The sequence below is a fragment of the Enterobacter sp. UPMP2060 genome (assembly GCF_053709655.1).
On record NZ_JBSKJQ010000009.1, the window covers coordinates 1 to 25516 of the forward strand.

The 25516-nt window shown below is 57.5% G+C and carries 29 protein-coding genes and 1 tRNA gene; 14 read left to right on the plus strand and 16 right to left on the minus strand.

From position 1 onward, the window contains the following. The first annotated feature begins 59 nt into the window (after positions 1-59). The 9 genes from ACWKXN_RS16570 (at position 60) to ACWKXN_RS16610 (ending at position 7113) form a co-directional block, all read left to right on the plus strand. Positions 60-653, plus strand: a complete 594-nt coding sequence (locus ACWKXN_RS16570) for a recombinase family protein (RefSeq protein WP_033146684.1) — start codon at positions 60-62, stop codon at positions 651-653. A 58-nt stretch (positions 654-711) separates the two neighbouring features. Continuing rightward, positions 712-1899 carry a phage tail sheath protein gene (locus ACWKXN_RS16575; RefSeq protein WP_033146683.1) on the plus strand — a complete coding sequence of 396 codons (1188 nt, stop codon included), beginning with the start codon at positions 712-714 and terminating at the stop codon, positions 1897-1899. Between the two features lie 11 nt (positions 1900-1910). Further along, on the plus strand, positions 1911-2429 hold the full coding sequence (locus tag ACWKXN_RS16580) for a phage major tail tube protein (protein ID WP_023309235.1): 519 nt from the start codon (positions 1911-1913) through the stop codon (positions 2427-2429). A 56-nt stretch (positions 2430-2485) separates the two neighbouring features. After that, positions 2486-2794: a phage tail assembly protein gene (locus tag ACWKXN_RS16585; protein WP_454544038.1), complete on the plus strand. Its 309-nt coding sequence runs from the start codon at positions 2486-2488 to the stop codon at positions 2792-2794. Between the two features lie 32 nt (positions 2795-2826). Beyond that, entirely contained in the window at positions 2827-2946 is a 120-nt protein-coding gene (locus ACWKXN_RS16590; protein WP_023616176.1) for a GpE family phage tail protein, read from the plus strand. Continuing rightward, positions 2939-5218, plus strand: coding sequence for a phage tail tape measure protein (locus ACWKXN_RS16595; RefSeq protein WP_454544039.1), 2280 nt, complete (start codon positions 2939-2941; stop codon positions 5216-5218). Before ACWKXN_RS16590 ends, ACWKXN_RS16595 begins: the two co-directional genes overlap by 8 nt. A gap of 11 nt (positions 5219-5229) precedes the next feature. Beyond that, positions 5230-5694 carry a phage tail protein gene (locus ACWKXN_RS16600; protein WP_023309232.1) on the plus strand — a complete coding sequence of 155 codons (465 nt, stop codon included), beginning with the start codon at positions 5230-5232 and terminating at the stop codon, positions 5692-5694. Beyond that, on the plus strand, positions 5691-6845 hold the full coding sequence (locus ACWKXN_RS16605; RefSeq protein WP_412730162.1) for a phage late control D family protein: 1155 nt from the start codon (positions 5691-5693) through the stop codon (positions 6843-6845). Before ACWKXN_RS16600 ends, ACWKXN_RS16605 begins: the two co-directional genes overlap by 4 nt. 67 nt (positions 6846-6912) lie before the next feature. After that, a complete protein-coding gene (locus tag ACWKXN_RS16610; protein ID WP_029741756.1) occupies positions 6913-7113 on the plus strand; it encodes an ogr/Delta-like zinc finger family protein in 201 nt (66 codons plus the stop codon). Positions 7114-7195: 82 nt separating this feature from the next. Here the strand turns inward: ACWKXN_RS16610 and ACWKXN_RS16615 are convergent. After that, positions 7196-7271, minus strand: a tRNA-Ile gene (locus tag ACWKXN_RS16615). Positions 7272-7396: 125 nt separating this feature from the next. Here ACWKXN_RS16615 and mug point away from each other — a divergent pair. Further along, the gene (mug, locus tag ACWKXN_RS16620; protein WP_029741755.1) at positions 7397-7903 is read left to right on the plus strand and encodes a G/U mismatch-specific DNA glycosylase; all 507 of its coding nucleotides are present in this window, start codon (positions 7397-7399) and stop codon (positions 7901-7903) included. 114 nt (positions 7904-8017) lie between these two features. On the opposite strand, the gene rpoD is transcribed toward mug, so the two are convergent. From rpoD to rpsU, 3 genes are all read right to left on the minus strand, one after another. Then, on the minus strand, positions 8018-9865 hold the full coding sequence (rpoD, locus tag ACWKXN_RS16625) for an RNA polymerase sigma factor RpoD (RefSeq protein ID WP_023309228.1): 1848 nt from the start codon (positions 9863-9865) through the stop codon (positions 8018-8020). Between the two features lie 153 nt (positions 9866-10018). Continuing rightward, positions 10019-11764 carry a DNA primase gene (gene dnaG, locus ACWKXN_RS16630; RefSeq protein WP_023333458.1) on the minus strand — a complete coding sequence of 582 codons (1746 nt, stop codon included), beginning with the start codon at positions 11762-11764 and terminating at the stop codon, positions 10019-10021. A 115-nt stretch (positions 11765-11879) separates the two neighbouring features. After that, positions 11880-12095 carry a 30S ribosomal protein S21 gene (rpsU, locus tag ACWKXN_RS16635; RefSeq protein WP_001144069.1) on the minus strand — a complete coding sequence of 72 codons (216 nt, stop codon included), beginning with the start codon at positions 12093-12095 and terminating at the stop codon, positions 11880-11882. A gap of 236 nt (positions 12096-12331) precedes the next feature. Here rpsU and tsaD point away from each other — a divergent pair, with 236 nt between their 5' ends. Next, positions 12332-13345, plus strand: coding sequence for a tRNA (adenosine(37)-N6)-threonylcarbamoyltransferase complex transferase subunit TsaD (gene tsaD / locus ACWKXN_RS16640; RefSeq protein WP_029741753.1), 1014 nt, complete (start codon positions 12332-12334; stop codon positions 13343-13345). Positions 13346-13389: 44 nt separating this feature from the next. Here tsaD and ureG read toward each other — a convergent pair whose 3' ends face one another. The 9 genes from ureG to ACWKXN_RS16685 form a co-directional block, all read right to left on the minus strand. Next, positions 13390-14007 (minus strand): urease accessory protein UreG, encoded by a 618-nt coding sequence (gene ureG, locus ACWKXN_RS16645; protein WP_014071813.1) that lies wholly within the window; start codon positions 14005-14007, stop codon positions 13390-13392. Between the two features lie 9 nt (positions 14008-14016). Next, a complete protein-coding gene (locus tag ACWKXN_RS16650; protein WP_454544040.1) occupies positions 14017-14691 on the minus strand; it encodes an urease accessory protein UreF in 675 nt (224 codons plus the stop codon). Further along, a complete protein-coding gene (locus ACWKXN_RS16655; protein ID WP_032659887.1) occupies positions 14691-15230 on the minus strand; it encodes a HupE/UreJ family protein in 540 nt (179 codons plus the stop codon). Before ACWKXN_RS16655 ends, ACWKXN_RS16650 begins: the two co-directional genes overlap by 1 nt. A 9-nt stretch (positions 15231-15239) precedes the next feature. Next, positions 15240-15704 carry an urease accessory protein UreE gene (gene ureE / locus ACWKXN_RS16660; RefSeq protein WP_039263017.1) on the minus strand — a complete coding sequence of 155 codons (465 nt, stop codon included), beginning with the start codon at positions 15702-15704 and terminating at the stop codon, positions 15240-15242. Between the two features lie 9 nt (positions 15705-15713). Continuing rightward, positions 15714-17417, minus strand: a complete 1704-nt coding sequence (gene ureC, locus ACWKXN_RS16665; RefSeq protein WP_454544041.1) for an urease subunit alpha — start codon at positions 17415-17417, stop codon at positions 15714-15716. Further along, positions 17410-17724, minus strand: a complete 315-nt coding sequence (locus ACWKXN_RS16670) for an urease subunit beta (protein WP_454544042.1) — start codon at positions 17722-17724, stop codon at positions 17410-17412. Before ACWKXN_RS16670 ends, ureC begins: the two co-directional genes overlap by 8 nt. 10 nt (positions 17725-17734) lie before the next feature. Beyond that, entirely contained in the window at positions 17735-18037 is a 303-nt protein-coding gene (locus ACWKXN_RS16675) for an urease subunit gamma (protein ID WP_006811999.1), read from the minus strand. A 10-nt stretch (positions 18038-18047) separates the two neighbouring features. After that, positions 18048-18875 carry an urease accessory protein UreD gene (locus ACWKXN_RS16680; RefSeq protein ID WP_454544043.1) on the minus strand — a complete coding sequence of 276 codons (828 nt, stop codon included), beginning with the start codon at positions 18873-18875 and terminating at the stop codon, positions 18048-18050. A gap of 144 nt (positions 18876-19019) precedes the next feature. After that, positions 19020-20033 carry an alpha/beta hydrolase gene (locus ACWKXN_RS16685; protein WP_454544044.1) on the minus strand — a complete coding sequence of 338 codons (1014 nt, stop codon included), beginning with the start codon at positions 20031-20033 and terminating at the stop codon, positions 19020-19022. Between the two features lie 147 nt (positions 20034-20180). Here ACWKXN_RS16685 and ACWKXN_RS16690 point away from each other — a divergent pair, with 147 nt between their 5' ends. Continuing rightward, positions 20181-20603, plus strand: a complete 423-nt coding sequence (locus ACWKXN_RS16690) for a MarR family winged helix-turn-helix transcriptional regulator (protein ID WP_045356087.1) — start codon at positions 20181-20183, stop codon at positions 20601-20603. Positions 20604-20643: 40 nt separating this feature from the next. On the opposite strand, the gene ACWKXN_RS16695 is transcribed toward ACWKXN_RS16690, so the two are convergent. Both ACWKXN_RS16695 and plsY read right to left on the minus strand, forming a co-directional pair. Continuing rightward, a complete protein-coding gene (locus ACWKXN_RS16695; protein ID WP_048974921.1) occupies positions 20644-22110 on the minus strand; it encodes an MFS transporter in 1467 nt (488 codons plus the stop codon). 85 nt (positions 22111-22195) lie between these two features. Next, on the minus strand, positions 22196-22816 hold the full coding sequence (gene plsY, locus ACWKXN_RS16700) for a glycerol-3-phosphate 1-O-acyltransferase PlsY (RefSeq protein WP_048974922.1): 621 nt from the start codon (positions 22814-22816) through the stop codon (positions 22196-22198). A gap of 107 nt (positions 22817-22923) precedes the next feature. On the opposite strand from plsY, the gene folB reads away from it, so the two are divergent. Together folB and bacA are read left to right on the plus strand one after the other, a co-directional pair. After that, a complete protein-coding gene (gene folB / locus ACWKXN_RS16705; RefSeq protein ID WP_045888206.1) occupies positions 22924-23292 on the plus strand; it encodes a bifunctional dihydroneopterin aldolase/7,8-dihydroneopterin epimerase in 369 nt (122 codons plus the stop codon). Between the two features lie 106 nt (positions 23293-23398). Further along, positions 23399-24220 (plus strand): undecaprenyl-diphosphate phosphatase, encoded by an 822-nt coding sequence (gene bacA / locus ACWKXN_RS16710; RefSeq protein WP_033146670.1) that lies wholly within the window; start codon positions 23399-23401, stop codon positions 24218-24220. Positions 24221-24230: 10 nt separating this feature from the next. On the opposite strand, the gene ACWKXN_RS16715 is transcribed toward bacA, so the two are convergent. Continuing rightward, a complete protein-coding gene (locus ACWKXN_RS16715) occupies positions 24231-25472 on the minus strand; it encodes a multifunctional CCA addition/repair protein (RefSeq protein ID WP_039263025.1) in 1242 nt (413 codons plus the stop codon). Positions 25473-25516: the final 44 nt, after the last annotated feature.

Sequence of the window (25516 nt, forward strand, 5' to 3'; positions counted from 1 at the left end):
GAAAATGCGTGTTTATCCATTAAATGGCATGATTTCCGGTTTTGACGGAGAGAAATACCATGCTTATTGGATACGTACGTGTGTCAACAAATGAACAAAACACCGCCTTACAGCGTGACGCGCTGCAGCGTTCAGGATGTGAGCTCATTTTTGAAGATAAAATCAGCGGTAAATCGACAAACAGACCGGGACTCAATCGAGCCCTCAGACAACTTAATGCGGGCGATACTCTCGTTGTATGGAAACTTGATCGGCTCGGGCGCAGTATGCGCCACCTCGTTTCAATGACCGAGGAACTACGCCAGCGAAGCATTAACTTCCGCAGTTTGACTGATAGCATTGATACCTCAACGCCAATGGGTCGTTTCTTCTTCCATATCATGGGGGCGCTTGCTGAAATGGAGCGTGAACTCATTGTCGAGAGGACGTGCGCCGGGCTGGCCGCAGCGCGAGAACAGGGACGAATTGGTGGCAGACGCCCTAAATTGACGCAGGAGGAATGGGCTCAGGCTGGCAGGCTGATTGCTTCCGGGGAATCCCGACAGCGCGTTGCGTTAATTTTTGATGTAGGTATTTCCACGCTTTATAAAAAATTCCCCGCCACGATAGTCGGACAATCGTTGTGCCAGCGGCCGCTGGACAGGGATGGTTAGCTCATAGCAAGCCCAGCCGCGACAATATCACTCACCAACTAACCAAGGAGTTAAACGGATGAGTGATTTTCACCACGGCGTGGAAGTTATCGAAATCAACGATGGCACCCGCACCATTTCCACCGTCTCGACGGCAATCATCGGCATGGTCTGTACGGCCAGCGATGCTGACGACAAGACATTTCCTTTAAACGAGCCCGTGCTCATTACCAACGTGCAAAACGCGATTGCGAAAGCCGGCAAGGCGGGGACGCTGTCCGCTTCTCTGCAAGCGATCGCCGACCAGTGCAAACCGGTTGTCGTGGTTGTTCGCGTGGCCGAAGGCACCGCTGAAACCCCGGAAGAGGCGCGCAAGCAGACCGTTTCCAATATCATCGGTACTACCGATGAAAACGGTAAATATACCGGCCTGAAGGCGCTTCTCACGGCGAAAACGGTAACCGGCGTTAAGCCGCGTATTCTCGGCGTGCCGGGGCTGGACTCTCAGGAAGTGGCGACCGCACTGGCCGCCATGTGCCAGAGCCTGCGCGCGTTCGGCTATGTCAGCGCATGGGGATGTAAAACCATTTCTGAAGCGATTAACTATCGCAAAAACTTCAGCCAGCGCGAGCTGATGGTTATCCATCCTGATTTTCTGGCATGGGATACCACCACGAACGCAACGACGACGGCCTGGGCGACCGCCCGCGCGCTTGGCCTGCGCGCCAAAATCGACCAGACCATGGGCTGGCATAAAACCCTGTCAAACGTTGGCGTCAACGGCGTTACTGGCGTAAGCGCTTCTGTCTCCTGGGATCTGCAGGAACAGGCCACCGACGCGAACCTGCTCAACCAGGCTGGCGTCACCACGCTGATTCGCAACGACGGCTTTAAATTCTGGGGTAACCGTACCTGCTCAGACGATCCGTTATTCGTCTTTGAAAACTACACCCGTACCGCACAGGTGCTGGCCGATACCATGGCGGAAGCGCACGCGTGGGCGATGGATAAACCCATCACGCCAACGCTTATTCGCGACATCGTTTCCGGTATTAACGCCAAGTTCCGCGAGCTGAAAACCAACGGCTATATCGTCGACGGCTCCTGCTGGTATGACCCTGAGTCGAACGATGCATCCACCCTGAAAGCGGGGAAACTGTATATCGATTACGACTACACCCCCGTCCCGCCGCTGGAAAATCTGACCCTGCGCCAGCGCATCACCGATACCTATCTGGCAGACCTGTCAGATTCGGTTAACAGCTAAGGAGCTGAAGCATGGCGTTACCACGCAAACTTAAGTACCTGAATATGTTCAATGATGGCCTGAGCTATATGGGCGTTGTTGAGTCTGTCACCTTACCGAAGCTGACCCGCAAGCTGGAGAAGTATCGCGGCGGCGGTATGCCGGGCTCCGTCTCTGTCGACCTCGGCCTGGACGATGATGCCCTGGCGCTGGAGTGGACCGTTGGCGGCCTGCCGGACGCCGCGCTGTGGGCGCAGTATGCCTCTCCGGGCGCGGACAGCGTGCCGCTGCGCTTTACCGGCTCTTATCAGCGCGATGATACCGGCGAAATCTCCGCCGTCGAAATCGTCATGCGCGGCCGTCATAAAGAGTTTGATGGCGGTGAAAACAAGCAGGGCGAGAGCGGCACCACCAAGATGTCCACCGAGTGCGCTTACTACCAGCTGACCATTGATGGCAAAGAGATCATCGAAATCGACATCATCAACATGGTGCTCAAAGTCGACGGGGTCGATCGCCTGGCAGAACACCGTAAGGCCATTGGCCTGTAACCCTTTAACCGGCCGGGATTACCGGCCGGTGAGTTAACTTTCTGAAGAGTAACGAAATGGAACATATCAACGAGACCACCATGAACGAAAGTGAAAACCCACACATCGTCACGCTTGATAGCCCCGTTCAGCGCGGCGAGCAAAAAATCGAAAAGGTGACCGTCGCAAAACCCAATGCGGGGACCCTGCGCGGCGTATCGCTGGCGTCGCTGGCGCAATCTGACGTGGATGCGCTGATTAAGGTGCTGCCGCGAATGACCTCGCCGGCGCTGACCGAGTATGAGGTTGCGCGCCTGGATGCCTGCGATCTGCTCTCTTTTGCAGGTAAGGTGATCGGTTTTTTGTCACCGGCTTCGGCTCGCTGAAATTTCCCGAAAATCTGTCGGTCGACGATCTGATGGCGGATATCGCGGTGATCTTTCACTGGCCGCCGTCAGAACTGTACTCCCTTAGCGTGACCGAACTCCTCTTATGGCGCGAAAAAGCGCTACAGCGAAGCGGAAACCACCATGAGTAATAATGTCAGTCTTCAGGAGCTGCTTAAGGCAGTCGACCGGGCAACCCGACCGCTTAACGCTCTCCAGAACGCCAGCCTCACTCTCGCGAGCGATATCCGCGATGCGCAGACGGCGCTGGGGGCGCTCGATGAGCAGGCGGGGCGTATTAACGGCTTCAGAAAAGCAAATGCCCGGCTCGCCACGACGGAGCAGTCGCTTGCTCAGGCGAAACAGCAGGCAGCGGCGCTGGCGGTACAGTTTAAAAACACGCAAAACCCCACCCAGGCGCAGGCTGATGCGCTGACTGCAGCCCGAAAATCGGCAGTCGACCTGAAGCATGAGTACAACAGCTTACGCTACTCGGTGCAGCGTCAGCGCACTGAACTCGCTCAGGCGGGAGTGAACACGCGCACGCTCTCGTCGGATGAACGTCGTTTAAAAAGTCACATCAGCGAAAAAACGCAGCAGCTTAACCGACAGCGGGATGCGCTGGCCCGCGTCAATCAGCAGCAGGAGCGGCTGAGTACCGTTCAGAATCGGTACGAGTCCGGCAAACGCGTTACCGCGCGGGTGCGTCAGCTTGCGAATGCGGGCGTGGGCATGGCAAAAGCGGGCTTTGACCAGACGTCCCGGTTTATGGCGCCTGGCATCAGCTTTGAAAAGCAGATGTCGGCCATTCAGGCAAACCTTGGCCTGGCGAAGGGGGATTCCCGGCTTGAGGCCATTCGCCAGCAGGCGCGGGAGGTCAGTGCCAGGACCGGAGTACCTGCAGATACGGTCCTCCGGGCACAAACCGAACTGGCTCGTTCAGGGTATGACGCCGATGGGCTGCTTGCGGCCACCGCGCCAACGGTCAACCTCAGCCTGGCGGGGAATGTCGACGCGGCTAAAGCCGCCGATATGATCGCCAGCACGCAGGCCGCGTATAGCCTGGGCGATATGGACGCGGGACGCATCGCAGATGTGCTTACGCGCGGTTTTACCTCTTCGAATACCAGCCTCGCTGAGATGGTGGCGGCCGTCACCTCCGCTGCGCCCGCTGCGGGTGCCGCCGGTATGGGGCTTGAAGAGACCACCGCGCTGCTGGGCGTTCTGGCGGAAAAAGGAATGAAAGGCGCTGCCGCGGGGGACGCGCTCAGCGCGATGTTGCGCCATGTTCAGACTCCGGATGCCATAAAAGCCGCGGGGGTGCTGGCTTCCGCTGCGGGTGATGGATCGCTTGATGAAAAACGCCAGCAGTTGCAGGGGGCAAAGGGCAGTACCGCGCTCGCGGCTTCCGTGCAGACCGATAATCTTGACGGCGATATCAACCGATTCCAGGCCGCGTGGAACGGGTTGAAGATTGATGTATTTGATAAAGCGGATGGCGCTCTGCGCAACCTGATAACAACCGCCACCGGCTGGCTTGGCACGGCCTCCCTTTGGGTGAATGCCAACCCTGAGCTGACGCAGACCCTCGCCAGCATCGTTGTCGGCGCGCAGGCGTTTGCTGGCGTGCTGGGTGGCGTAGGCACGGTTATCGGCCCGGTTCTGACGGGCGTCAATATGGTGATTACCGCAGCCGGGATGTTGGGAACGGTATTCAGCGTGGTGGGAGGCGCCATCATGACGGTGCTGGGTGCCCTTAGCTGGCCGGTGATTGCCCTTGGCGCGGCGATTGCTGCCGGTGCCTTACTGATTTTTAAATACTGGGAGCCCATCAGCGCCTTCTTTGGCGGGGTGATGGAAGGACTTTCGACGGCTTTCGCACCGCTGGGTGCGCTGTTCTCACCGGTGATGGCGGTGTTTGACGCTATCTCGGAGAAGCTGGGCGGTATCTGGCAATGGTTCACCGACTTAATCACGCCGATCAAGGCGACTCAGGAAACGCTGGATGGCTGTAAAAACGCTGGCGTGATTTTTGGTCAGGCGCTGGGCGATGCGTTAATGGCGCCGCTCGATCTCTTTAACAGCCTGAGCGGCAAGGCCAGCTGGCTGCTGGAGAAACTCGGTCTTATCAAAAACGAGTCTGGCGATCTCGACGCCGCTGCGGCAAAAGCAGAAGCGGCATCCTCACCGGCGGGCAGCGCTTATATTCCGGGCGGGGGGATCTCTGGCGGCAGCCTGGGGTATCAGCCGACCATCGCGACAGGAGGACGCTCTTACGTCGATCAGAGTAAAAGCGAATATAACATCACGCTGCAGGGGGGCACGGCCTCCGGAATGGATCTGACGCGTCAAATCCGGGAGACGATAGATAACATTGAACAGGATAAAGCGAGACGGCAGCAATCCAGCTTTATGTATGGTTGAGGAGATAAAAAATGTTAATGGTGCTGGGTCTGTTTGTCTTTGAACGACGAACCTTACCGTATCAGTCAATGATATTCACAAAAGACTACCGCTGGGCATCCAGCGCTCGCATCGGGAAACCCAAAGCCTGGCAGTACCTTGGCGAAGGTGAGACATCCTTTAGCCTCTCCGGCTTGCTTTACCCGGAACTCACGGGAGGGCGGCTTTCCCTCAAGGCGGTTGAGCTGATGGCAAATGAGGGGCGGGCATGGCCGTTGATAGACGGTACCGGCATCATTCACGGCATGTTTGTCATTGAGAAAGTCACCCACACGCATTCGGATTTTTACAGTGACGGTACCGCCCGAAAAATTGAGTTTACCCTGTCGCTAAAACGCGTGGACGAATCACTGATGACGACGTTTGGCGACCTGCGAACGCAGGCCTCTGAGCTGGTGGAAAGCGCACGGAATAGCATTGGAGGGCTGGTGGGATGATCACCGAAATGAATATCCGGGCGGGTGGAAAAATCGCCCCTGATTTTATGCTTAAGCTTGACGATCGTGATATCACGCAAAATTTCAGCCATCGTCTTATCAGCCTGACCATGACCGACAAACGGGGGCTGGAAGCCGATCAGCTGGATATTCTGCTGGATGATTCCGACGGGCTGCTGGACTTGCCTGCCCGGGGGGCAAGGCTGTCCTTATGGCTGGGATGGGAGGGAACCCCGCTCGAGGAGAAAGGGGACTTTACGATTGATGCGATTCATTTCCGGGGCGCGCCGGACACGCTGACCATCCAGGGATTCAGCGCAGATTTTCGTGGAAAGCTAAACGTGCGGCGCGAACAGTCGTGGCATGACACGACGATTGGCGCGATAGTCGATACCATCGCTCAGCGTAACCAGTTGACCGCCAGCGTCGCGTCGGGGCTTGCATCCATCGCCATCTCTCATATTGACCAGTCTCAGGAGACAGACGCGGCCTTCCTCTCCCGCCTTGCTGAACGTAATGGAGCATTTGTTTCAATCAAAGCCGGGAAGATTATCTTTATGAAAGCGGGCCAGGCCGTGACGGCCAGCGGCACTCCGCTTTCCTTAATGATGATTGAACGTGGGGATGGCGATAAGCACCTTTTTTCCATAACTGACCGTGAAAATTATTCCGGCGTAACGGCCAAATGGCTGCAAACGCGTGACCCCAAACAACAAAATCCTCAATTGAGTATTAATCGTCAGTCCGGAGGGCAGCAGACAGAAGCACTGCAGCACCCGGATGCCGCCGCACCGGTAGCGGGAGCAGCAGGCAAGGAGCAGAAACCGCAAGAGAGGCTGGTGGGATCGGCGGAGAACGTATTTGAGCTCACCACGGTTTATGCCTCTGAAGAGCAGGCGCTCAGGGCCGCAGAGGCTAAGTGGCGCGCGCTTCAGCGGGGAACCGTAGAGTTTTCCATCCAGCTTGCCCTGGGACGCGCCGATCTGTTCCCCGAAACGCCGGTGCTGGTAAACGGTTTTAAACGCGTCATTGACGAGCAGGCGTGGATCATCAGCGAGGTGGTGCATACCCTCAACGATAGCGGATTTACCACGCAGCTTAAGCTTGAGCTGAACGTCAGCGGCGAAAAATTTACTGTTGATAGTGAGTAATGTAGTTGCTATTGGTTTTATTTTGGGTATTATTGATTCACAAAATGTGAATCAAGTGGAGGGGTACATGTTTCATTGTCCTAAGTGCAAGCACTCTGCGCATGCGCGTACCAGTCGCTATCTAAGTGAAAATACCAAAGAGCGCTATCACCAGTGCACCAATGTAGATTGCAGCTGTACGTTCGTGACGATGGAGTCCGTGGAGCGCCTGATCGCGACCCCGGGCGCCTCTGAGCGTGTCCGAACGGCTTCGCTGAACCACGGTTAGCGACTCCGTTACCGGCTCAAAAAATCAATAAAAAAAGCCACTCAATAGAGTGGCTTAATCATATGATTCTAAAACTAAAATTTGGTGGCCCCTGCTGGACTTGAACCAGCGACCAAGCGATTATGAGTCGCCTGCTCTAACCACTGAGCTAAGGGGCCGTGGCGGTGAATTATAAAGTAACTCCCCGCAGCAATCCAGCCATTCACACCTGCCTGCTGTTTTTATAAACAACGCATAATCAATCCTTTATACTTCCCAGACGATGTATCGAGCGGGAGTAAAGATGATCAACGATATTCTGGCCCCAGGCCTGCGGGTGGTGTTCTGCGGAATCAACCCGGGCAAGTCCTCGGCGCACACCGGTTTTCACTTCGCCCATCCGGGGAATCGCTTCTGGAAGGTGATCTACCAGGCCGGGTTTACCGACAGGCTACTCAAGCCCGAAGAGGAGCAGCATCTGCTGGATACGCGCTGCGGGATCACCATGCTGGTCGAGCGGCCTACGGTGCAGGCAAGCGAGGTCAACCTGCATGAGCTGCGCAGCGGCGGGCGGGAGCTGATCAAGAAGATAGAGGATTATCAGCCCGCCGCGCTGGCGATCCTCGGCAAGCAGGCCTACGAGCAGGCGTTTAGCCAGCGTGGAACGCAGTGGGGCAAGCAGAGCATCATGATTGGCGTTACGCAGGTTTGGGTGCTGCCGAACCCGAGCGGGCTCAACAGGGCGACGCTGGATAAGCTGGTTGAAGCGTATCGCGAGCTGGATGAGGCGCTGATGGTGCGGGGGCTGTAATCCTTTGAGGCCTGATGCCCTCACCCTCACCCTCACCCTTACTCTTTCCCACAGGGAGAGGGAATAAACAAAAAAAAAGCTCCCCGAAGGGAGCTTTTTCACTGTCAGGACCGATTAGTCGTCCAGGAAGCTACGCAGTACTTCAGAGCGGCTTGGATGACGCAGCTTACGCAGCGCCTTCGCTTCGATCTGACGGATACGTTCGCGGGTAACGTCGAACTGTTTACCCACTTCTTCCAGCGTGTGGTCGGTGTTCATATCAATACCGAAACGCATACGCAGGACTTTTGCTTCACGGGCGGTCAGGCCAGCCAGAACGTCGTGCGTCGCAGCGCGCAGGCTCTCGGTGGTGGCAGAGTCCAGCGGCAGCTCGAGGGTGGTATCCTCGATGAAATCACCCAGATGCGAATCTTCATCATCACCGATTGGTGTTTCCATGGAGATTGGCTCTTTTGCGATCTTCAGCACTTTACGGATCTTGTCTTCCGGCATCAGCATGCGCTCGGCCAGCTCTTCCGGCGTCGGCTCGCGGCCCATCTCCTGCAGCATCTGGCGGGAGATACGGTTGAGCTTGTTGATGGTCTCAATCATATGCACCGGGATACGGATGGTGCGCGCCTGATCCGCGATAGAGCGGGTGATAGCCTGACGGATCCACCATGTTGCGTAGGTGGAGAATTTGTAACCACGACGGTATTCAAACTTATCTACCGCTTTCATCAGACCGATGTTGCCTTCCTGAATCAGATCCAGGAACTGCAGACCACGGTTGGTGTATTTCTTGGCGATAGAGATAACCAGACGCAAGTTCGCTTCAACCATCTCTTTCTTCGCACGGCGGGCTTTCGCTTCACCGATGGACATACGACGGTTGATGTCTTTAACCTGCTCGATGGTCAGGCCGGTCTCTTCTTCAATCTGATGCAGTTTCTGCAGGCCGCGATGTACATCGTCCTTCACGTCGTGCAGTTTTTCAGACCACGGCTTGTTCATCGCGATAGCCGCGTTGAACCAGGTTTCGCTGGTTTCGTTGCCGGTGAAGAGGGTGATGAAGTTCTTCTTCGGCATTTTGCACTGCTCAACGCACAGCTTCATGATGATGCGTTCCTGGGTACGTACGCGATCCATCATCACGCGCATGCTGTTCACCAGGTAGTCGAACTGTTTTGGCACCAGGCGGAACTGTTTGAAGACTTCAGACAGCTTCAGGATCTCTTCCTGAGCGGCGGCATGGCTGCGGCCTTTCGCTTTGATGGTGTCACGCGTCACTTCGTACTGGGTACGCAGCTCGGCAAACTTCTCACGCGCCAGCTCCGGGTCGATGCTGTTGTCATCGTCCGCGGTGTCGTCGTCGCTCTCTTCCTCATCTTCGTCTTCGTCATCATCCATCTCTTCCTGAGACAGTTCAGAACCGACGTGAGTGGCGGTAGGCGCCATATCTTCTTCAGCGTTCGGGTCGACAAAACCGGTGATCAGGTCAGACAGGCGCGCTTCTTCCGCTTCAACGCGATCGTACTGCTCCAGCAGATAGGTGATCGCTTCCGGGTACTCGGCAACAGAGCACTGAACCTGGTTGATCCCGTCTTCGATGCGTTTTGCGATGTCAATTTCGCCTTCGCGGGTCAACAGTTCAACGGTTCCCATTTCGCGCATGTACATGCGGACCGGGTCAGTGGTACGCCCGATTTCAGATTCCACGCTGGACAGTACCTGTGCAGCAGCTTCTTCCGCATCTTCGTCAGTGTTGTTGGAGGTTTCAGCCAGCAACAGATCATCGGCATCCGGTGCTTCTTCCATCACCTGAATGCCCATGTCATTGATCATTTGGATGATATCTTCGATTTGATCTGAATCGACGATATCTTCCGGCAGATGGTCATTGACCTCGGCATAGGTCAGATAGCCTTGCTCCTTACCACGTTGGACAAGAAGTTTCAGCTGTGACTGCGGGTTTTGCTCCATAAGACGGTATCCACACTTAATTCGTTTGATTGGTGTCGGCGATGGGGCTGCCAACCTTTAAAGCGAGGGCGTACTTATATTTTTGCCGCTGCCTCTCAGTGCGGCTGCCGGGGGCTTCCCGATCGATATTCGGCACTTAAGCCGTTAAATTTTTTATTTCTTCGCCAGTTCCTGGTTAATCATCCAGAGCTCCCGGCGTTCTTCGCTGCTTAAACCGTGTGTGCGCTCGCGAGCAATCAACTCTTCCTGGCGCAGCTCAAGCATCGAATCAAACATATGGTTGAGTGAGTCGGTGAACGTTTTTTCTGCAATGTCCTTATCTGCTATATCGTCCCACATCGACAATTTTTCAAGGGTAGCGGCCTCTTTTGTGCCGCGATAATGCTCTAAAAGTTGTCCGGTGGTCAGACCTGGCTGAGACAAACACGTGTTGACCAGTTCTGAAAATAAGCCAAGCCCGGGCAATTTTTCGTGGTTTAAACCCGCCAGCGACGGCACCTGCGGTGCGAGCTCGGGGTTTTGGACCAGCAACCCTATCAGTATACGCATGGTTGTGCGTTTTAGCTGAGGCGCGGGGCGAACCGCACCGTTTTCAGCCTGTTTAGGCATTAAACGTTCAAGCTGGCTGTCATCCAGAATGCCGAGCTTGTTGCCTAACTCCTGACGCAGATAGATGCGCAGCGTTTCGCCGGGCACCTGGCTGATTAACGGCAGCGCCAGCGTGCTGAGCTGCGCGCGCCCGTCAGGGGTACTCAAATCGACCTGCGGCATCAGGCTGTTAAACAAAAACGTGGAGAGCGGCTGAGCCTGCTCCATCCGCGCTTCAAACGCCGCTTTGCCCTCTTTACGCACCAGCGTATCCGGGTCTTCACCGTCGGGCAGAAACATAAAGCGTAGCTGACGCCCGTCGGTCATATAGGGTAGCGCGGTTTCCAGCGCGCGCCAGGCGGCGTCGCGTCCTGCGCGGTCACCGTCGTAACAGCAGATGACGTTGTTGGTCACCCTGAACAGCAGTTGAATATGATCGGCGGTGGTGGACGTCCCTAACGACGCAACCGCGTAGTTGATGTCGTACTGCGCCAGGGCCACGACGTCCATATAGCCTTCGACGACCAGAAGACGCGGAGGTTCCGCATTATTCTGCTGCGCCTCATAAAGGCCGTACAGCTGGCGGCCCTTATGGAAAATATCGGTTTCCGGGGAGTTAAGGTATTTCGGCAGGGCATCACCCAGCACGCGACCACCAAAACCAATTACCCGGCCACGCTTGTCGCGGATCGGGAACATCACCCGTTCGCGGAAGCGGTCGTAGCTTCGTCCCTGGTCGTTGGTGACCAGCATGCCTGCGTCGATGAGTGACTTACGATCTTCGCTATTGCCGCCAAAACGCTTTAACACGTTGTCCCAGCCGGGCGGGGCGTAACCAATAGCGAAACGCGCAATGACATCGTCGCTCAGTCCGCGCTTGTTCAGATACTGACGCGCAGGCTCAGCCGCAGAGTGCTTAAGAGACTGTTGGTAAAACGAATTCAGGCCATCCATCAGTTGATACAGCGTTTGCCGTTGATGGCGCTCGATCTGACTTGGCCCACTGCCTGCTTCATACGGCACTTCAAGGTTATGCATCGCCGCCAGCTCTTCGACGGTTTCAACGAACTCGAGCTTGTCGTAGTTCATCAAAAAATCGACGGCATTACCGTGTGCGCCACAGCCGAAGCAATGGTAGAACTGCTTTTCACCGTTTACGGTGAAGGAGGGGGTTTTTTCGTTATGGAACGGACAGCACGCATGGTAGTTCTTGCCCTGCTTTTTTAGCTTTACCCGCGCGTCGATGAGATCGACGATGTCGGTTCTGGCAAGCAGGTCATTGATGAAAACGCGTGGGATTCTTCCGGCCATATGCCCCGTTATTTTTAGTGACTCATAAACGAAAACAAGCCGCGCATTCCTTCCGGAAGCACGGCCTTACGACTATTACTCTGTCTGTCAATTGAGGGCTGAGGCCCTCAACCAATTAGTACAGACGAGTACGGCGTGCGTTTTCGCGAGCCAGTTTCTTCGCGTGACGTTTCACAGCGGAAGCTTTAGCGCGCTTACGTTCGGTCGTTGGTTTTTCATAAAACTCACGACGACGAACTTCAGCCAGAACACCTGCTTTCTCGCATGAACGTTTGAAGCGACGCAGTGCTACGTCGAACGGCTCGTTTTCACGTACTTTAATTACCGGCATGTAACTCTCACCTTTAATAAATTCGGTTTGCCGCTGGCATCAACGCCAGCTTATTTCAAAATGGTGCGGAATTTTACTGCAAATGCTGCTGCTTTGTAAAGCACCGATGCGATTTTGAAAGGGACTTTAATAAGGGTGAGGAGTATACACGAGCCTTCTTCCTGGGGCGAACAAAGTTTTACATCAACCCGCCCAGGCTCTACACTGCGCGGTATTGAAACGAGGTAAAACAAGTCATGCGTGTACTGGGTATTGAAACATCCTGCGATGAAACCGGCATCGCCATTTACGACGACGAAAAAGGGCTTCTGGCCAACCAGCTGTATAGTCAGGTGAAATTGCACGCTGACTACGGCGGCGTCGTACCTGAACTGGCCTCTCGTGACCACGTGCGTAAAACGGTTCCCCTGATTCAGGCGGCGCTGAAAGAGGCCGGGTTGAGTTCAAACGATATCGACGCTGTGGCCTATACCGCAGGCCCGGGCCTGGTCGGCGCGCTGCTGGTCGGCGCGACGGTTGGCCGTTCTCTGGCGTTTGCGTGGGATGTGCCGGCGATCCCGGTTCACCATATGGAAGGGCATCTTCTGGCGCCGATGCTGGAAGAGAATCCGCCTGAGTTCCCGTTTGTGGCGCTGCTGGTCTCCGGCGGTCATACGCAGCTGATTAGCGTAACGGGGATTGGCAAGTACGAGCTGCTGGGCGAGTCGATCGACGACGCCGCCGGTGAAGCGTTCGATAAAACCGCCAAGCTGCTGGGTCTGGATTATCCGGGCGGCCCGATGCTGTCGAAAATGGCGTCGCAGGGAACGGAAGGGCGCTTTGTCTTCCCGCGTCCGATGACCGACCGTCCAGGGCTGGATTTCAGCTTCTCCGGGCTGAAAACCTTCGCGGCGAATACGATTCGTAATAACGATGACAGCGAGCAGACCCGCGCCGATATCGCCCGCGCGTTCGAAGATGCGGTGGTGGACACGCTGATGATCAAGTGCAAGCGCGCGCTGGATCAGACCGGCTTTAAGCGTCTGGTGATGGCGGGTGGCGTGAGCGCTAACCGCACGCTGCGCGCGAAGCTCGCCGAGATGATGCAAAAGCGTCGCGGGGAAGTGTTCTATGCCCGTCCGGAATTCTGCACCGACAACGGCGCGATGATCGCTTACGCCGGAATGGTGCGCCTGAACGCGGGCGCAACGTCCGACCTGAGCGTGTCCGTGCGTCCGCGCTGGCCGCTGGCGGAACTGCCGGAGGCGTAATCCCTCACCCTAACCCTCTCCCACAGGGAGAGGGTATTATGGCCCTACACCCGCAACATCCCTTTCTCTTCCAGAAACGCAATAATCGTCGCTAACCCGTCACCCGCCTTCAGGTTGGTAAAGGTCCACGGGCGCTCGCCGCGCATGCGGTTAGTGTCGCGCTCCATCACCTCCAGCGACGCGCCGACGTACGGCGCGAGGTCGGTTTTATTGATCACCAGAAAATCGGATTTGGTGATCCCCGGCCCGCCCTTGCGCGGGATTTTTTCCCCTTCGGCCACGTCGATCACGTAGATGGTCAGATCCGCCAGCTCCGGGCTGAACGTCGCGCTCAGGTTGTCTCCGCCGCTTTCCACGAAGATCAGATCCAGATTGCCGAACTTCTCGCTTAACGCTTCCACCGCCGCCAGGTTCATCGACGCATCTTCACGAATGGCGGTATGCGGACAGCCGCCCGTCTCCACGCCCACGATGCGCTCCGGCTCCAGCGCGCCCGCCTCGGTGAGGATGCGCTGATCCTCTTTGGTGTAGATATCGTTCGTGACCACCGCCAGGTGATACGTGTCGCGCATCGCCTTGCAGAGCGCTTCCAGCAGCGCGGTTTTGCCCGACCCTACCGGGCCGCCCACGCCTACGCGCAGGGGATGTTTGTAATCAGCCATGTTGACTCCTCAGGAACGGAATAGTCGTGAATATTGGGTTTCGTGGCGCGCGGAGGCGATGGCGGACAGCGGCGTTGCTGCCCCCAGCGCGTCGTCGCTACGCAAAAATGCCTGTTCAAGCCCGGCGGCGTAATGGTCGCCCAGTTCGATAATCAGCTGCTGCGCGGCCTGTTGCCCAAACGGCACCAGCTTGACGCCCGCCATGACCGCACTCTCCATCCAGCTGTAGCCGAGGCTCAGCGCCAGCTCGCGCGCGCTAATGCCCCAGCGCACGCCGAGCCAGGCCATGCCGCAGAGCTGGCTTTGCATAAACAGCGGCAGCCATTCGGGCGGACAGTCAGGTTCCCAGCTTTTAATCAGCCGCGTAAACGCCGCCCCACGGTTGCGCTCCTCTTCGCGCAGCTCGCGCGTTTCCCGGCAGGCGAGAAGGTATGCCGTCCAGCGTTTTGCTTTTGTAAGAGAGCGTTGCTCACAGGCCTGATAAAGACGGATAAACAGCGGCAGATCGACGCAGAAAAAGCTCTGCTCCATCTGCTGGATTTGCCAGCGTTTGAACGCGTCGACGTCGGTGACCCAGCCTGCCTCAACGGCCCACTCCAGCCCCTGCGACCAGGTAAACGACCCGACCGGCAGGCTGCTGCTTGAGAGCTGCATCAGGCGCAGCCTCTGGCGGGCGTGCTCCATCAGCTCATCAGCGCCAGCAGGGCAGAGACGATCAGCCCGCCGCCGAAGGTTTTACGCAGGCCGTCGTGACGGCGCAGCAGCAGCCCTGCGGCAAAGCTGGCGCACAGCACCGTGGCGCTGGCGAGCATAAAGCCGCTGGTGAAGAGCCAGAAGCTGTGGCCGGACATCTCCACGCCGTGCGCCCAGCCGTGGAACATCGCCAGGGCAGGTACCGCCAGCAGCAGACGGTTTTCAGTTTTAAACATCATCACGCCGGATACCGCCAGCGAGGCGATAATCAGCATCTCCATGCCGCTGAAGCCGCCGAGCAGGCTGCCCGCAATGGCGCCGACAAGCATCATCCCGAGGGTGGCAAACGGCAGCAGGAGTTTGCGGCCGCTCAGCGCCGAGAGCACGCCTGCGCCCGCCAGCATCAGCAGGTGGTCGAGCCCGGTCAGCGGATGGAGAAAACCGGCCTGGAAGCTGTCGGTGCCGTGGCCGGGATGCGCGAGCGCGGGAACGGAAAAAGCCAGCAGTAACAGCGGTAAATACTTGCGCATGATGGATCCTTAATGTGAATGAGCGTGAGAATGGCTGTGGCTGTGGGCATCGCTGGCGTAAGCGCCCGCTTCCGGTTCAAACGGCAGGCTGGCGTAGGTCACGTCCAGACCGAACTGGCGCAGCATGTCGTCGAGAACGTGGTCGTGGTGATAGCGCAGCTCGCCGGGCATGATCTGCAGCGGCACGTGGCGGTTGCCCAGGTGATAGCAGGCGCGGGCGAGCAGGAACGGATCGGCGCAGCGCACCACGGAAACCGACTCCGGGGCGGCGATCACTTCGATGACCTCGCTGCCGTCGTCGGTCGTCAGCAGGTCGCCCCCGCGCAGCAGCAGGCCGCGCGGCAGCATCAGCCCGGCTTCGCGTCCGTCGTTCAGCGCTACGCGGGCGCGGCTTTTCACCCGCACGTCAATCGGCAGCGTGACGCTGGCGGTAATCGGATGCGCGTGGTCCAGGCGTTGGGTTAAATAGATCATCATCACTCCTCAAAACAGGAAATAGCGTTGCGCCATCGGCAGAACGTCAGCCGGTTCGCTGGTTATCAGTTCACCGTCGACGCGCACCTCGTAGGTTTGCGAGTCCACGGTGATATTCGGCTGCAGGCCGTTGTGGATCATGTCCGCCTTTTTCACCGTTCGGCAGCCTTTCACCACCGCGGTGGCGCTCTGCAGGTTGAGCTGCTGCGGAATGCCGTTCGTACTGGCGGCCTGCGAGATAAACGTCAGTCGGGTAGCGTGGCGCGCGGCGCCCAGCGCGCCAAACATCGGGCGGTAATGCACCGGCTGCGGCGTAGGGATTGAGGCGTTGATATCGCCCATCGGCGCGCAGGCGATCATCCCGCCCTTGACGATGGTGGCGGGTTTGACGCCGAAGAACGCCGGGGACCAGACCACCAGATCCGCCAGCTTGCCCGCCTCAATCGAACCGACTTCATGGGCGATGCCGTGGGTGAGCGCCGGGTTAATGGTGTATTTGGCGACATAGCGTTTCACGCGGAAGTTGTCGTTATCGCCGGTCTCTTCCGGCAGCGCGCCGCGCTGGACCTTCATGCGGTGCGCCACCTGCCAGGTGCGGATGATCACTTCCCCGACGCGGCCCATGGCCTGTGAATCTGATGAGGTGAGCGAGAACGCGCCGATGTCGTGCAGCACGTCTTCCGCGGCGATGGTTTCACGACGAATGCGGGATTCCGCAAACGCCACGTCCTCGGCGATATCCGGGTCGAGGTGATGGCAAACCATCAGCATGTCGAGATGCTCATCGATGGTGTTCACCGTATAGGGCAGCGTCGGGTTGGTGGAAGAGGGCAGAATATTCGGATGCGCGCAGGCGGTGATGATATCCGGCGCGTGGCCGCCGCCCGCGCCTTCGGTGTGGAAGGTGTGGATGGTGCGCCCGCCAATGGCGGCCAGCGTGTCTTCCACAAAACCGGACTCGTTCAGCGTGTCGCTGTGCAGCGCCACCTGAATATCCATCTCGTCAGCCACCTCCAGCGAGCAGTTAATTGCCGCGGGCGTCGCGCCCCAGTCTTCGTGGATCTTCAGCCCGATGGCGCCTGCGGCAATCTGCTCGCGCAGGGCGTCCGGGCTGGAGCCGTTACCTTTGCCGAGCAGGCCGATATTCACCGGCAGCGTATCGGCAGCCTGCAGCATGCGGGCGATATACCACGGCCCCGGCGTGCAGGTGGTGGCGTTGGTGCCCGCCGCCGGTCCGGTGCCGCCGCCGATCATGGTGGTGACGCCGGAAACCAGCGCCTCTTCCGCCTGCTGCGGGCAGATCCAGTGGATGTGGGTGTCGATCCCGCCGGCGGTAACGATCTTCCCTTCGGCGGCAATCACTTCCGTTGCCGCGCCAATCGGGATCGTCACGCCGGGCTGAATGTCCGGGTTCCCGGCTTTGCCGACGGCGAAGATCCGTCCGTCCTTGACGCCGATATCGGCTTTTACGATCCCCCAGTGATCGACGATCAGCGCGTTGGTGAGAACCAGATCCACGCAGCCCTCAGCGGTCATCTGCCCCTGGCCCATGCCGTCGCGGATCACCTTTCCGCCGCCGAATTTGACCTCTTCGCCGTAGACCGTGAGATCGTCTTCCACTTCGATCCACAGCTCGCTGTCGGCCAGCCGCACTTTATCTCCGGTGGTGGGGCCGAACATATCGGCATACGCCCGGCGCGAAATCTCAGCCATGTTTCACCTCGCCCATCACCTCGCCGCGAAAGCCGAAAATGCGCTGCGCCCCCGTGACCTGAACCAGCGTCACTTCCCGCTTCTGGCCGGGCTCGAAGCGCACGGCGGTGCCCGCCGGGATGTTCAGTCGGAAGCCTTTGGTGGCTTCCCGATCGAACTTCAGCGCCGGGTTGACCTCGTAAAAGTGGTAGTGCGATCCGACCTGGATCGGCCTGTCGCCGTGATTTTCGACAACCATGCTTTGGGTTTCACGCCCGACGTTGAGGGCAATCGTTCCGGGCTGGATCTGGTATTCACCTGGGATCATCACGCGCTCCTTAGACGATCGGGTTGTGGACGGTGACGAGCTTCGATCCGTCCGGGAAGGTGGCTTCGACTTGAATATCCGGGATCATCTCCGGGACGCCCTCCATGACCTGGTCGCGCCTCAGGACGTGGCGGCCCGCCTCCATCAGCGAGGCGACGGTTTCGCCATCGCGCGCGCCCTCCATAATGAAGGCGCTGATCAGCGCGACCGATTCCGGGTAATTGAGCTTTACCCCGCGCGCAAGGCGGCGTTCGGCAACCAGCGCGGCGGTGAACAGCAACAGCTTGTCTTTTTCTCTGGGGGTCAGTTCCATAATGTTTCTCTTATGTCTGCCAGATACGCGGCGAACAGGCGGTTTTGGTGGTGAGAAGCGGGCGAAGCGACTGCCAGATGTCGCGCATCACCCGCTGGCAAATCAGGTTGTCGTCGGAGAGAAAGCGCACCGACAGCAGATCGTCAACGAGCGTTGCACCTGCATAATTTTCCAGCGGGGCGAGCCGTTCGCGCACCGCGTCGAGATGTTCTTCTTTGGCCGGATAGAACAGCAGCGTGCCGAGCCACGGACGTCCGGCGACGGGCGTGAGATCGCCGTCGCTAAGATGCTGACGCTCGATCAGGCGCGGCTCGTTTTCAACCCAGATTTCAAGGCGGCTTTCCAGCGTGCCGTGGCTAAAGGTCTCACCGATCACCGGACGCCCCAGGCAGTACAGCTCCCACGCCAGCAGCGTGCTGGAGGCCTTCAGGTGGAAGACGGAGCGCAGCGCGGCATTCGCGCCGGGGAAAATAATGGTGTCCTGCGGCAGCCACTCCAGGGTGGAATCTTCCTCGAGGTAAAAATGCTGGTTCAGACGCGCCTGCGGGCCGCTGCTGCGATAGAACTTGCTGGCGCCGGGCATGGTGATGAGCGCGTGGCTTTTGGCGTCCAGCCGAACGGAAATGTCCAGCGTGTCGCCGCCCACAATCCCGCCGGGCGGGTGCAGCAGGTAAAGGTGGCAGGTTTCCCCTTCGGGGTAAAACGGACGTTGAACGGTGAGCGGCCCGACGTGGTGGGCGGAGTACAGGAGGGTTTTCTCAGGGGTGTGACAAAACTGCAGGGCAAGCGACGCCTGCCAGCCTTTATACGTATTATCAGTGCCCTGAGCTGCTAACATGCTGCATCCATTTCCACACCATCGGGATACGTTTCAGTATGCCCTGGCGGAAATGAAGCCTGTCATACGAGTCGCTTATGGATGGCCAGGCAGGAGAAATACAAAAGCACGGCCGGGGCCGTGCTCTGTAGATGAATGACGATCCTACTTCAGGTGTTCATGCAATGCTGCACCTGCCTGCTCAAGGGCAACTTTCACCGTTGGCTCCTGGCTCAGCGGGTTAAGCAGGCCGTAGTCGTGGATCATGCCGTTATAGCGCGTGACGGTCACCGGGACGCCAGCCGCATCCAGTTTACGCCCGAATGCTTCACCTTCATCCCGCAGAACGTCCAGCTCCGCTGTCTGGATCAGCGTCTCGGGGAAGCCTTTCAACTGCGCGGTGCTGGCGCGAAGCGGAGAGGCAAGGATATTGTTGCGATCGGCAGCGCTGGTGGTGTAGTTATCCCAGAACCATTTCATCATGTTTTTCGACAGGAAATAGCCATTTTCGAACTGGTTATACGAGGCAGTATCAAAGTTCGCATCGGTAACCGGCCAGAGCATGACGTTGTAGCGAATTTTTGGTCCATTGAACTTTTTGGCCTGCAGCGCCACCGAAGCCACCATGTTGCCGCCCACGCTGTTACCCACCAGACCCAGACGGCTACCGTCCACGCCAATTTCCTGACCGTGCTTGGCGACCCATTTTGTCGCTTCATAGGCCTGATTAATTGCTACCGGGAAATGGGCCTCAGGTGACGGGGTGTAATCGACGTAAACCGCGGCGGCACCCGAAGCGCGAACGAGGTCGCGGATTAAGCGTTCGTGGGTAGGGAAGTCACCCAGCACCCAGCCGCCGCCGTGAAAGAACATAAAGGCGGGGAGTGTGCCGCTGGCGTTTTCAGGTTTCACTATTTTCAGTTTTATCGCCTGGCCATTTACCTGGATCGTTTTTTCAGAAACCTGAGCGGGCGGCAGTTTTGCGCCTTGCTGTGCGCCAATCAGTACCTGGCGGGCCTCCTGCGGGGTCATCTGTTCCATTGGCTTACCCTTGCCGGAATTCAAAACATTAAGAAATGCCTGTACGCCTGCGGTCGGGGTTGGGGTATTGGTGGTTTGAGCGGATGCCGCAGCTGACGCGAAGACCGAAGAAACCAGGATGGCGGTTAGTGTTTTCATGGTAGTACCTCTTTAAGCGTATTTGATCGGACGAGATAGTTAAGTAGTGTGCTACTTAGTTGCTGATATAATACTTGCGCGCAAGATACTTTTAGTCAAACATTATTTATAATTTTTTCAGGAAACCGATTCGGAGTTGATAGAAAAATGAAAGAAAACAAAACGCTAGATGATTTACTTTGCTTCTCGCTGTACTCGGTCACCAACGCGTTCGTTCGCCAGTATCGCCCCTTACTGCAAGAGATGGATCTAACCTATCCGCAATTCGTTGTTTTGATGGCGCTTTATGAGAAAGATAACATCCCACTTCGCGATCTCAGCGATAAGACATTTTTTGATTCGGGCACATTGACCCCGCTTGTACAAAAGCTTGAGGCAAAAGGATTTCTCAACCGTATCGCGGTTGTGGGTGATGAAAGGATGAAAAATGTTGTACTGACCGACAAGGCCAAAGACCTGAAGAAACGGGTGATGGCTTTGCCGGACCAGATTCGCTGCAGCATGCGGATGAATGACGATGAGCTTGAGACGCTAAAAAAACTCTCCCGGACGCTGCTTGACGATTTATAAGAAACCTTCGGCGGGGTGAACCCACCGAAGTGATGTGTCGTTACCGGTAGTCCTCCGCATCCACGTCATACCCGGACGGCTCCCAGCGGATCGCCAGCAGCGACGCCAGGCCGATAAACGGCGCCAGCGCAATCACCCAGAAGACGGCGGTATCCAGCGACGCCACCAGCAGCGGGAACAGAAACAGCGACAGCGTCGAGCTGCTGCGCATCAGCGTCTGGTTGAGGCCCACGCCCACGCCGCGCAGCGAGGTCGGGTAGCTCAGGGAGGCGAACGTCATGGTATGCGCGCCCGGGCCGAAGCCCTGACCGAACAGGAAAAGCGCCAGCATCGCCACAGCAAGCACGCCTTCAGAGACACCTTCCGGTCGGCCAATCAGCGCCAGGCCAAGCAATGCGACAAGCTGGCAGGCATAACCCGCAAGCGACATCCGCCATGCGCCGAAGCGTGGTACGTAGCGTACCGCCAGCAGTCCGCCGACGAAGGCAAACAGCAGGTTAAGCGCCAGAGAAATGAGAATGGTGGTGAGCATCGACTGGACAAAGAAGCTGGAGATGATCACCGGCAGGCCAAACGCCACGGCGTTGTAGGCAAACGACGAGACGACGGACAGCAGCGTGGCGAGCGTAGTGCGGCGCAAGTAGATGCCGCGGAACAGGTTCAGATAGTTTGACCATTTCGCTTTATTCACGACAGGTGCGGGCTGGCCGAGCGCGTCCTGCGGCACGTGGGCATTGATGTTATACGACTGGCGTAAAATCGACGCCGCCTCTTTCAGGTTGCCCTGATTCGCCGCCCAGACCGGAGATTCGCTCATATAGCGGCTGCGGATGGCGATAATCACCAGCGCGGGCACCGCGCCAAAGCCCAGGATCAAACGCCACAGCCAGTCGCTGTGGCTTTCCGGCAGCACGGCGTAGAAGAAAAGCACCAGCAGGTAGGAGATACTGATGGCGGCATACCAGGTGGGGCACCACATCGCGACGCTGGAGGCCTTATTTCCGGGCCCTTTCAGCCTGGCGAACTCGCTTAAAAACGCCATCGCCACGGGAAGGTCGATCCCGACCCCCAGCCCCATCACAAAGCGGGCGCCCGCGAGCACATATTCGTTCGGGGCCAGCGCACAGGCGATCGCTGCCACCACGAAGAACACCATATCAGCCATAAAAACGCGGTAGCGCCCGATTTTATCCGTGAGGTAACCGCCGAGCAGCGCCCCGACAATGGCACCAAAGGTAATCGCCGAGGCCACCATACCGGTCCCGGCGGGCGTCAGGTTAAATTCGCGGGTGATGTCTTTAATGCCGAACGCCAGCGCGCCCAGATCGTAGGCATCGAGGAAAATACCGCCCAGCGCGATACTGACCACGATACGGGCGTTTGCCCGGCCCTGAGAGCCGTCATTAACGAGGCGTGATACGTCCGACGCGCTGCGCACCCACTGGATGTCGCCATCCGGGGTGCTTCCTGCCGTTGAAAGGGGAGTTGGTTCTGTGATTTCTGCCATTTTTCTTTTTGTGTGGTTGTGTTGTGTCTCTAACAGTTACCACAGGCAGAAGGTGACCAAAATCACATTTGGCTATAAGGCATAACTAACCCTTCGGAGCGTCTTTTTTCTTTCTCTTGAGCTTCGTCCAGATTTTGGTCTCCTGACGACGCCACAGGCGCTGGATATTGTCGTGATGACGCAGCAGGATAAGACAGGAGAGCATCGACACCGGGAAGGTGAACTGGGGTTTGAACCACCAGACGTAGAACGGAGCGATCAGCGCGCTGACGATGGCGCCCAGCGACGAGTAGCCGCTAAGAAGAATGGTCAGAAGCCAGGTCCCGGCCATGACGCCGGTGAGATCCCAGCCGATAGGTGCAATCGCACCGAAGGCCGTCGCAACGCCTTTGCCGCCTTTAAAACCAAAGAAAATGGGCCAAATATGGCCAACACAGGCAGCAATAGCAATGAGCCCCAGCCAGAACGGCGTAACGCCCAGCGCATAGGCGCCCCAGACGGGCAGCATCCCTTTCAGAACATCAAAAATCAAAACCGCTACGGCCGCTCCCTTGCCGCCAATTCGTAGTACGTTGGTCGCCCCCGGATTCCCGGAACCATTTTCACGCGGGTCAGGCAACCCGGCAATGCGGCAGACCAGAATGGCGCTGGAGATTGAGCCGCAAAGATAGGCGAGGAGGATCATTCCAGGCGCGATTGCACTCATAACGCTGTTCCGTTTTGAAAATGTATCTGTATTCTCAGCATCTGTGGATAATACGCATAATTCGCCGGAAGTGGTATCCGGTTTAGCCAAAAAGCAGGCAGGTCGTGATGGATATTGTATTTATAGAGCAACTTTCGGTAATCACCACAATTGGTGTTTACGACTGGGAACAGACCATCGAGCAGAAGCTGGTGTTCGATATCGAAATGGGATGGGATAACCGCAAATCGGCAAAAAGCGATGACGTGAACGACTGTCTGAGCTATGCCGATATCAGTGAAGCGGTCATCGCCCACGTTGAAGGTCAACGTTTTGCGCTGGTCGAACGGGTGGCGGAAGAAGTCGCAGAATTGCTGTTGAAAAAATTCAATTCACCGTGGGTGCGCATCAAGCTGAGCAAGCCGGGAGCGGTGGCGCGCGCCGCCAACGTTGGCGTCATTATTGAGCGTGGCACAAATCTGAAAGGCAAGAATTAACGTCATAATTGCTAAACCATTTTAGGTTATACCGGTCTTAAAGCTGTATCTTTCACGGTAGCCGTTGGGGCGACCGTTTTTTTATATCTTTTTTAGGGGTTTATAGATGAGCGATATGCACTCGCTGCTGGTGGCGGCAATACTGGGTGTGGTCGAAGGATTGACGGAGTTTTTGCCGGTCTCCAGTACGGGCCATATGATTATCGTTGGCCATCTGCTGGGCTTTGAAGGCGATACCGCAAAAACGTTTGAAGTGGTGATCCAGCTGGGGTCTATTCTGGCGGTGGTCGTAATGTTCTGGCGTCGCCTGTTTGGCCTGATCGGCATCCATTTTGGCCGTCCGCCTCAGCACGAGGGGGCCAGTAAAGGTCGTCTGTCACTGATCCATATTCTGCTTGGGATGATCCCTGCGGTGGTGCTGGGCCTGGTGTTCCACGACGCCATCAAATCGCTGTTTAACCCGATTAACGTAATGTACGCGCTGGTGGTGGGGGGCTTCCTGCTGATCGCCGCGGAAGTGCTGAAGCCAAAAACGCCGCGCGCGGAAGGTCTGGACGATATGACGTATCGTCAGGCGTTTATCATTGGTTGCTTCCAGTGTCTGGCGCTGTGGCCGGGCTTCTCGCGTTCAGGCGCAACCATCTCCGGCGGGATGCTGATGGGCGTAAGCCGTTACGCCGCGTCAGAGTTCTCGTTCCTGCTGGCGGTGCCGATGATGATGGGCGCCACCGTACTCGACGTCTATAAGAGCTATCACTTCCTGACGGCTGGCGACATTCCGATGTTCGCCGTCGGCTTCATCACCGCGTTTATCGTGGCGCTGATTGCCATTAAAACCTTCCTGCAGCTGATTAAGCGTATCTCGTTTATTCCGTTCGCGATCTATCGCTTTATCGTGGCGGCTGCGGTGTACGTGGTCTTCTTCTGACCGATGGCCCTCAGTCTTTCGGCTGAGGGCAATGCTTTTCCTTCCAGTCCGACACCGCCTGAATTCGCCGTTTCGTGAGTTCTTCGCGAATTTCCGGCCCTTTGAATCCCGCTTCGACAACGTCCTTCGTGGGCACCGCTTTCGCTACGTCCCAGGCTTTACGCAATAAACGTCCCTGCGGGTAATCGCACGCTTCAAACCCGGTACGACCGCGCACGTCAGCTTCGCTGGTGAGCGCGATTTGCTCGACGCGCTGGGGTTTGCGCCAGGCGTCGATGTTATCGAAAAGCTTAACGATGGTGGCCGGTTTCAGAATAGGGAAGGTGTGGATCAGATCGTGGAACTCGGCCACCAGTTTCGCCAGATCGCGGATCTCGTTCGGCACGCGCAGACGCTGGCACAGCCCCTCGACCAGCTTCACCCCCGCCGGGCCGTGCCCGTGGTGGCGAGGCCAGAATTCTTTTGGCGTTAGGCCTTTGCCGAGATCGTGGCACAGGGTGGAAAAGCGCACGTCCACCTCAGGGCTGAGCATGGCCGCCATGCTCAGGGTCATCAGCGTGTGTACGCCGGTATCAATTTCCGGGTGCCATTTTGCCGGGGCAGGCACGCCAAACAGCGCGTCTATTTCCGGGAACAGCACCTTCAGCGCGCCGCAGTCGCGCAGGACCTGGAAAAAGACCTGCGGGTTGCGCGTGGTGAGGGCATTTTCCGTCTCTTTCCAGACGCGCTCTGGCGTCAGGTGTTCAAGCTCGCCCGCCTCGGTCATGGCGGTCATCAGCGCCATTGTCTCATCGGCAATACGGAAACTGAGATGGGCATAACGCGCGGCAAAGCGCGCCACGCGCAGCACGCGGAGCGGATCTTCAGAAAACGCCGGAGAGACGTGGCGTAAAAGGCGGTTGCGCAGATCGTCCTGACCGCCATAGGCGTCAACGATCTGCCCGTCCTCGTCCTGCGCCAGCGCGTTGATGGTGAGATCGCGGCGCAGAAGATCTTGCTCCAGCGTCACGTCCGGCGCGGCATAGCAGGTGAAGCCCGTATAGCCCGAGCCCGATTTCCGCTCGGTACGCGCCAGGGCATACTCTTCACGGCTTTTCGGGTGCAGGAACACGGGAAAATCGCGGCCTACCTGCTGGTAGCCCGCGTCGAGCATCTCTTCAGGGGTAGCACCAACGACCACCCAGTCTTTATCTTTGACCGGCAGACCTAACAACGCATCACGTACCGCACCACCGACCAGATAACTCTTCACGCCCAACTCTCCCGTTTTCTCTTTTCCAGAATGATACGTAAGTC

Excerpts from the sequence above, each read along its gene's own strand:
- ACWKXN_RS16605 (WP_412730162.1), top strand. The coding sequence starts at position 5,691 with ATGATCACCGAAATGAATATCCGGGCGGGTGGAAAAATCGCCCCTGAT.
- ACWKXN_RS16690 (WP_045356087.1), top strand. The coding sequence starts at position 20,181 with ATGAAAGAAAACAAAACGCTAGATGATTTACTTTGCTTCTCGCTGTAC.
- ACWKXN_RS16675 (WP_006811999.1), bottom strand. The coding sequence starts at position 18,037 with ATGGAACTGACCCCCAGAGAAAAAGACAAGCTGTTGCTGTTCACCGCC.
- ACWKXN_RS16580 (WP_023309235.1), top strand. The coding sequence starts at position 1,911 with ATGGCGTTACCACGCAAACTTAAGTACCTGAATATGTTCAATGATGGC.
- ACWKXN_RS16595 (WP_454544039.1), top strand. The coding sequence starts at position 2,939 with ATGAGTAATAATGTCAGTCTTCAGGAGCTGCTTAAGGCAGTCGACCGG.
- ACWKXN_RS16610 (WP_029741756.1), top strand. The coding sequence starts at position 6,913 with ATGTTTCATTGTCCTAAGTGCAAGCACTCTGCGCATGCGCGTACCAGT.
- mug (WP_029741755.1), top strand. The coding sequence starts at position 7,397 with ATGATCAACGATATTCTGGCCCCAGGCCTGCGGGTGGTGTTCTGCGGA.
- ureE (WP_039263017.1), bottom strand. The coding sequence starts at position 15,704 with ATGATCTATTTAACCCAACGCCTGGACCACGCGCATCCGATTACCGCC.
- ACWKXN_RS16650 (WP_454544040.1), bottom strand. The coding sequence starts at position 14,691 with ATGGAGCACGCCCGCCAGAGGCTGCGCCTGATGCAGCTCTCAAGCAGC.
- rpoD (WP_023309228.1), bottom strand. The coding sequence starts at position 9,865 with ATGGAGCAAAACCCGCAGTCACAGCTGAAACTTCTTGTCCAACGTGGT.
- rpsU (WP_001144069.1), bottom strand. The coding sequence starts at position 12,095 with ATGCCGGTAATTAAAGTACGTGAAAACGAGCCGTTCGACGTAGCACTG.
- dnaG (WP_023333458.1), bottom strand. The coding sequence starts at position 11,764 with ATGGCCGGAAGAATCCCACGCGTTTTCATCAATGACCTGCTTGCCAGA.
- ACWKXN_RS16575 (WP_033146683.1), top strand. The coding sequence starts at position 712 with ATGAGTGATTTTCACCACGGCGTGGAAGTTATCGAAATCAACGATGGC.
- ACWKXN_RS16570 (WP_033146684.1), top strand. The coding sequence starts at position 60 with ATGCTTATTGGATACGTACGTGTGTCAACAAATGAACAAAACACCGCC.
- ACWKXN_RS16600 (WP_023309232.1), top strand. The coding sequence starts at position 5,230 with ATGTTAATGGTGCTGGGTCTGTTTGTCTTTGAACGACGAACCTTACCG.
- ureG (WP_014071813.1), bottom strand. The coding sequence starts at position 14,007 with ATGGCTGATTACAAACATCCCCTGCGCGTAGGCGTGGGCGGCCCGGTA.
- ACWKXN_RS16585 (WP_454544038.1), top strand. The coding sequence starts at position 2,486 with ATGGAACATATCAACGAGACCACCATGAACGAAAGTGAAAACCCACAC.
- plsY (WP_048974922.1), bottom strand. The coding sequence starts at position 22,816 with ATGAGTGCAATCGCGCCTGGAATGATCCTCCTCGCCTATCTTTGCGGC.
- ACWKXN_RS16670 (WP_454544042.1), bottom strand. The coding sequence starts at position 17,724 with ATGATCCCAGGTGAATACCAGATCCAGCCCGGAACGATTGCCCTCAAC.
- ACWKXN_RS16655 (WP_032659887.1), bottom strand. The coding sequence starts at position 15,230 with ATGCGCAAGTATTTACCGCTGTTACTGCTGGCTTTTTCCGTTCCCGCG.
- ACWKXN_RS16680 (WP_454544043.1), bottom strand. The coding sequence starts at position 18,875 with ATGTTAGCAGCTCAGGGCACTGATAATACGTATAAAGGCTGGCAGGCG.
- ACWKXN_RS16590 (WP_023616176.1), top strand. The coding sequence starts at position 2,827 with ATGGCGGATATCGCGGTGATCTTTCACTGGCCGCCGTCAGAACTGTAC.
- ureC (WP_454544041.1), bottom strand. The coding sequence starts at position 17,417 with ATGGCTGAGATTTCGCGCCGGGCGTATGCCGATATGTTCGGCCCCACC.
- folB (WP_045888206.1), top strand. The coding sequence starts at position 22,924 with ATGGATATTGTATTTATAGAGCAACTTTCGGTAATCACCACAATTGGT.
- tsaD (WP_029741753.1), top strand. The coding sequence starts at position 12,332 with ATGCGTGTACTGGGTATTGAAACATCCTGCGATGAAACCGGCATCGCC.
- ACWKXN_RS16695 (WP_048974921.1), bottom strand. The coding sequence starts at position 22,110 with ATGGCAGAAATCACAGAACCAACTCCCCTTTCAACGGCAGGAAGCACC.
- bacA (WP_033146670.1), top strand. The coding sequence starts at position 23,399 with ATGAGCGATATGCACTCGCTGCTGGTGGCGGCAATACTGGGTGTGGTC.
- ACWKXN_RS16685 (WP_454544044.1), bottom strand. The coding sequence starts at position 20,033 with ATGAAAACACTAACCGCCATCCTGGTTTCTTCGGTCTTCGCGTCAGCT.